This is a genomic window from Leyella stercorea DSM 18206 (assembly GCF_000235885.1).
Lineage (GTDB): Bacteria > Bacteroidota > Bacteroidia > Bacteroidales > Bacteroidaceae > Prevotella > Prevotella stercorea.
The window spans coordinates 1-5777 of the sequence record NZ_JH379342.1 but is presented as its reverse complement, the minus strand read 5'-3'; the positions used below and the strand labels follow the sequence as shown (position 1 = coordinate 5777).

The 5777-nt window shown below is 50.0% G+C and carries 4 protein-coding genes; all 4 read right to left on the bottom strand.

Translation table 11 applies throughout. From position 1 onward, the window contains the following. Positions 1-31: 31 nt before the first annotated feature. Positions 32-757, bottom strand: a complete 726-nt coding sequence (locus HMPREF0673_RS00535; RefSeq protein ID WP_004322064.1) for a hypothetical protein — start codon at positions 755-757, stop codon at positions 32-34. Continuing rightward, the gene (locus tag HMPREF0673_RS00530) at positions 754-3285 is read right to left on the bottom strand and encodes a hypothetical protein (protein WP_007896743.1); all 2532 of its coding nucleotides are present in this window, start codon (positions 3283-3285) and stop codon (positions 754-756) included. The genes HMPREF0673_RS00535 and HMPREF0673_RS00530 overlap by 4 nt, the downstream gene beginning before the upstream one ends. A 4-nt stretch (positions 3286-3289) precedes the next feature. Further along, complete coding sequence (locus HMPREF0673_RS00525) at positions 3290-3928, bottom strand: hypothetical protein (protein ID WP_007896742.1); 639 nt, start codon at positions 3926-3928, stop codon at positions 3290-3292. Beyond that, positions 3928-5777, bottom strand: a 1850-nt coding sequence (locus HMPREF0673_RS00520) for a TraG/VirB4 family ATPase (RefSeq protein WP_007896741.1), incomplete at its 5' end; no start/stop codon positions are given. The genes HMPREF0673_RS00520 and HMPREF0673_RS00525, both read right to left, overlap by 1 nt.

The window sequence follows — 5777 nt, the reverse complement described above, 5'->3', positions numbered from 1 at the left end:
TGGCATTATTTACCTCCTTCCTCTTTTACCGTCAATAATCCAGTCGTCCCGCATTGCGCCATCGTCCGAAAGCACCGTCGATAATTTCCCGTTTGGTACGTTCCCGGTAAATCTTCGATTTCCAGTAGCCGATACGTACCTGTATGTATCTCCATGTCTCGATGTATGCCCGGTTCAAGTGTTGCTCAATGCTGTCCAGCGACTTGTTCACGGACTCCAGTACCATCAGCAGGTCGCTGGTCGAGCAGGCCGCTGCGCCCGTGGCATACAGCACGAGGTCGCTCACCGACTTATAGAGGTGTTCTCCCTCGTTGGCGATGTCCCGTATTGCTTTTTCATTGATAGTCAGTATCAATGCGTCTGACGGCTCGATGTTCCCATGTTTCAGGATTTTCTCATGGAAAGCCTCCAGCATGGTCTTATAGTCACCGATACGGTCACTTACCGAGCTGTAGGTATCCTTCACGTTCAGCACCGTCCGCAGGGATTGGTACATCACGTCGATGACATCAAAGGCACGGGTATAGCGGTCAAGGTCGATATTTACTTCCTTGTATTTGCCCGTCTCCTCACGGCTGTACTCGTGCAGCAGTTGGTTGCTGTATTCCAGCGTGCTTCGGGCCAGCAACAGGCTGCGTTGTTTTTTGTGGTCATTTATGTACGCTTCCACCGACACGATATCGAATGTCCATTGGCCCTTGGCGACATCGGGTAGTAGCGCAAGCAACGTAATGGCTATCAGTATAGTGCGTTTCATGGCCGTACCTCCTTTCTGCCACTTCGGGATGTCCGTGCGTTTTCTACCCAGCGGTCATGGCACTCTTCCACGAGTGTCAGCCTACGACCCTCGTCCGTATCGAGTCCCGGTAGCACATCCTTCAGTACGTCGATGATGTTCCGCTTGTAGTGCATCATCTTCTCCAAGGATATGAGGTCGGCGTATATTTTCGTGATACGTGAATCCACTTCTCGTGCGATTTCGAGGCGGTCACTTGACCAAAGCAGGTGGTACACGTCGCTGTTCGGTACTTCTTCCATAGGTTCTGTACGGGCATACTCGGTAGTGATTTTACAGTTGGGATATTCCCGTGCGATTTCCGATATGCGATTATTCGCGATTTTAGTCTTTTCCTCGTTCGACAGGTTCGGATCGAGTGTCAGTACATCGGCAACGTGCGTGTCTGTGTATGCCGAAGTCAATTCCCAACTGATTTGGATAATGGCACGGTGAATCTTGATACCCAGAAAGTATTTCGGCTTCCGTGCGATAGAAATAGTCGCACGGAACGTAATGATACCATTGATGTTCGGCATCGTCGCCTTACGGACGAACGTATAGCCGCTCCATGTACCTCCGTCCTGCCAAGTGAGGCTATAGGCTGTCTTGCAATCCTGCATGATAGCCGGTAGGCGGTAGTAATCATCTGTCGGCACATCGTTCTCTGCTTCCGCTTCCTGCTTCGCATCTGCGTACTCCTTCTGTTTTTGTTGCCACTCGGCAAGTTCGCTTTTCAGTTCCTCGATACGTGTCCGGTTGGAGTTATATTGTTGCCGGTAAGCTGCTGCGTCTTCCACGCTCGCCTCGGCAATTTTTTTCAGAAGGTCGGCGTTTTCCTTTTCCAAGGCACTAATCTGAGATTGAAGAACGGCGACTTGATTGTCCGCTTCCCGTATCAGTGCGTCCAGTTCTGAAAGGTCCAGTTCGTTCTCCGTTACCGAGGTCTGCATGACACACTCTTTGGAGTGGGCATCCAGTGAGCCGCCACACTTGCGACACTTGTATTGTGTCGAGCCTTGTCCCAGCGTCGCCCCGTCTGAACAGGTTACACTGATGGTCACGCTTTCGCATCCCTGCAATTTTGCGGCGTCCGTCGCCTGATAATAGTTCCGTGCATCGGATGCTATGTAATAGACATAGCCTTCCTCGTTGTCATTGAACTCCGAGAGGCGGGCATTGAGTTGCGCTTTGAACGTATTCAAATCCATCGAATAGGAGTCGAAGACATCCTCATAGACCACCTCCGTCCGATTCCAACTCTGTGTCACGTGTATCTCGTAGGCGTATGCCTTCTTTGTCTGTTTGTTACCCTTACTGATGATATAGGCCTGTTGTCGGGTATTGATAGTATAGGTGTAGCCATCGTTGCTATTGTTGAGCTGTTGCACTCGGCTTCTTGACCATCCGGCATACCGTTCTGAATTGGCGAGGGCCTGCTCCCGTTGCGAAGCGTTCGGATAAAATCCCGGATCACTCGTGTTAAAGCGTGTCCATGCGCCCCCATTCAATATGCTGTTGTCGTCTGTCGGTGGGTAGTAGTCGCATAGAGAAATGCTTCCTTGATCACGCCGTGCGATATACCACCGTTGCGTGTAATAGTTCCCGACAGCATTGTCCATATAGTCGGTCATCCACGATGTGAGGTCGTAGTTGCTGAAATTGAACAATGCGGCCACGCTATCCTGACCGCCCACCATGTCGATTAGCAGACTGCCGATGTCATGTTCCGCCTGCTCGAAGAGAGTACCGTAGTGTTCATACAGGTTGCCGATTTCATTGACTTTGCCACCCAACAGGTCATGGAACGCACTACTTTGCAGTAGAGCGTCACCGAGGTTCTCCATACCTGATGTTGCCAGCCCTACGCCCATGTTATAAAGGTTGTCAATGTCGCCCTTTAAGTTCTCAATCGTGAAATTGCCCGGCACTTTGGTAAAGTTGTCCAACATCCGTTGCCAATCGGTACCGCCCAGTTCTGCGAGGTTCAGCAAGGTGGCAATGTCGCGGTCAATTTCCAGAAAAGCGATGTCCGAGAACGACAGCGTGCTGTTTGTCACCACACTTTCGAACTGCATACACAGGCTCTTCGTATCGTCGCACACCTTCATCAGGTAGCTGCCCCAGTGGATTGCTGTTTGTGGTGAGCGCAGCATCAGCTTCGCCACCACCCATATTTTCGGCATGATTTTTTCTGCCACCATGTGGTAAATTCGACGATAGTAGTAATTTTCCGTGCTGCTGCACCAGATGCCAAGGTCGGACAGAGCCTTGTGTTCCAAAAATTTGGAAGAAAATATCCCTGCTGCCGCCACTTCTGCCGCCGTATAGTGTTTCAGAATATCATCCACCTGCTCGCGGTAGTAGCTTTCGGCTACTGCCTCCGTGCCGAATGCTGCGGCCATGGCCGCCACGGTACGAGCGTCATAGTTCACGCTGTAATATTGTGCGTGAACGTGCTGTGTCAGGGCAGGCAATAGGATAACCCAAAAGATAAACAGCCGTTTCATCGTTTCAGACCTCTTTTATGTATTCCGGTTCCTTGTGATTGAAATACCACCGTTCAGATTCGATACAATTCTCCGTGACAAGTCGGCAGAACATATCATGTATGATGGTAGTATCCTTGATGGCCCTTTTGATCCGGGCTTCTTGGGAGCCGAACCATCTCAAAAAGAAAGGCTGGTTTAGATAAGTTTCGCGCACGGTCTGATAACGTAGCCATCCCAAGTCACTTAGTCTTTTTTCACTCATCGGACTACTGTTCAGTTCCCTGAATAGTTCTTCTCGAAACCTGTTTTCATCGAAGACAGGTTTGCTGTTACATAGCCTGTCGCACATATCGTAAAACTCCTTTTCTTTGGGGTTTTCTTCATAATACCGGTTCAAATACGCTTCCAGTTCTACATCGGACATACCCAACCGAAGGGAATACTCTGCCAACAACCGTTCGATGGCGGCTACTTTGTCCGGTGTCATGTCATCCATGCGGAGCAGGTTCTCCTTGGACAGCATACAAAACTCCCGGAGGGACAAAACAGTGAGTTCCGGATTGCTGACAGAGATTTGTTCGCGCGTCAAGTTGCTTTCAAACCCCATCATATTTATCCCGTAGCCCAGTGACAGGGTGATTAAAATCCTTTTCGTTTTCATTATGATGTTATTTTAGTGGTTAAGTTCAGTACACATCCCGCTTCATTAACTTTCTGCGCAAACGGCAATGCCTTGCCGATACCGCTGGTATTCCAGTCGCGGCAATATGCCTCGATAGCCTCTTGGTGGCTGCATTGTAACTCGCGCTTGTAAAGCTTCAGAGCCTCTTTCTCCGCTCGTTCGGTCGTGTAAGTCATGTAGCACTCGCGCGGTTCTTCCACGCCATAAACACCGCTGGTCGTGCCCCGACGGATAAACACCTCGCGGAAGAAGCTGCGTCCTTCCTTGTTTTCAAGGCGGTTAATGGTAAAAATTTTCTTACAGTCCACGTCCGTTAGGCCAAGAATCGTCTTGATGGTGTCGAAACGTTCCTTGAATTTGCTCTGGTCAAGCAGCATCACCACATCCGAGTTATTGATGATGGCCTCTTTCACGATTTCGCTGCCGATGATGTCTTGTATTTCCTGTGTCACCACGCCCACACTGGCCCAGAATTTACGCGCTGTTTTGTACATAAATTTAATGTACTCCGCCATCAGCGGGCTGGCGATGGCTTTCCATGCTTCCTCGATGACAAGGACTTTGCGGTTCTTCTTGATGCGCATTTTTTGCAAGAAAACATCCATGATAATCAGCGTGACCAAAGGAAAAAGCAGCGGGTCATCTTTTATGCTGTCGATTTCGAAGACCACGAACGTCTCGTCGAACAGCGAGCTGTCCATGTTCTCGTTCAGCGTTTTTTCGTGGTTGCCGCCCAAATAGAAGTCCTTCATCATATAGCGGTATGTCGAGAGGTCGATGCCCGTGATACGGTTCTCCTCACAGATATCCGGGATGCGCTGCACGGAATATTCATAGAAAGAGTTGAATGACAGTTCCTCCACTTTCAGTTCCTTGCGTCGGCCCTCTATCTCGTCAATGATACCCTCGATGCGGACCGCGCGTTCCCGTTCGCTTTCGTGCCGCTTCTCACTGCTGTTGCGGTCATCAATAACGAGGCTCTTACGCAAGTCCTCACGCTGTTGGGGTGTGAAGCCCTCGAAACCATTGAAGTAGGCGTCGTAATATTCCGTGATGACGTGCTCTATCAGACGGTCTTCCGTCTTTGTGACCGTTCCCTGCGTACCTTTCCAGATAAGCAAGACGAGGTTTTTCAAGAATCCCGTTTTTTCTACGTTCATCTCTTCCCGATTGATGCGGAACGGATTCATCGTGATGGGCCGTTCCTCGGTATAGCTGATATACTTGCCGCCGAAATACTCGCATAGCCCCTCGTATGAGTTACCCGTATCGACCATTACCACGTCCGTCCCCTGTTCATGCAACTGGCGCACGACGGAGTTCATGTGGAAACTCTTTCCGCTGCCCGAAGGCCCCAGGCAGAAAAAATTCGAGTTGTCGGTCAGCTTGTTCTTTCCCTCTTTTCCCGTGATGTCGATAGCTACCGGAACACCTTGACGGTCAGTATAATAAATTTTTATCGGCGTTTCCTCACTATGCTGCACCCGTTCCTTGTACATCAGGCATACCGCAGCGTCGGAGAGGGTCAGAAAACGGTCATATTCCTCGTTCAGGCTGTAACAGTTGCCCGGAAATGAACTGACGAACAGTTCCAGTTGGTTGTATGCACGCTTACTGATATGTATGCCCATGCGCCCAAAAGCGTTTTCCAAGTGATTCGTGCATTTTTGAAGGTCGGTGTCGGCAGGCACGCCCACCACCATGTTGAAGTGCGTGTACACGAGCAGTTTGCTTTCACGGGCTATTACGTCCTGTACCTGCTTGATGTCCTCTACGGCCATTTGGTTACTCGGATTGGGGATGCTTGCGTGCCGGTTCTTCTTTTTGT